The 256-nt window shown below is 45.7% G+C and carries 1 protein-coding gene; it reads left to right on the forward strand.

Annotated elements, in window-relative coordinates:
- A partial coding sequence (locus tag AAEY75_RS16070; RefSeq protein ID WP_352260157.1) for a glycogen/starch synthase occupies positions 1-256 on the forward strand: 256 nt, incomplete at both ends.

Raw genomic sequence — 256 nt, forward strand, 5'->3', positions numbered from 1 at the left:
GACATACTCCACCTAAACGACTGGCAAACAGGCTTTGCAGCGGCTTATTTAAAGGGGTGGAAAACAGAACACCTTCCCATTGTCACGACCGTTCATAATTTACGTTATAACGGCAGCTTTGACATGGATAAATTTGTCGACACGCATTTATCACCTGAATTACTCAGTATCCACGGAATGGAATTTTATGGTCGCTTCTCTGGGCTAAAGGCAGGACTAGTGTATGCCGACGCCATCACTACAGTGAGCCCAACCT

Origin of the sequence: Psychrobacter sp. TB55-MNA-CIBAN-0194, assembly GCF_040309505.1 — a bacterium.
Lineage (GTDB): Bacteria > Pseudomonadota > Gammaproteobacteria > Pseudomonadales > Moraxellaceae > Psychrobacter > Psychrobacter fozii.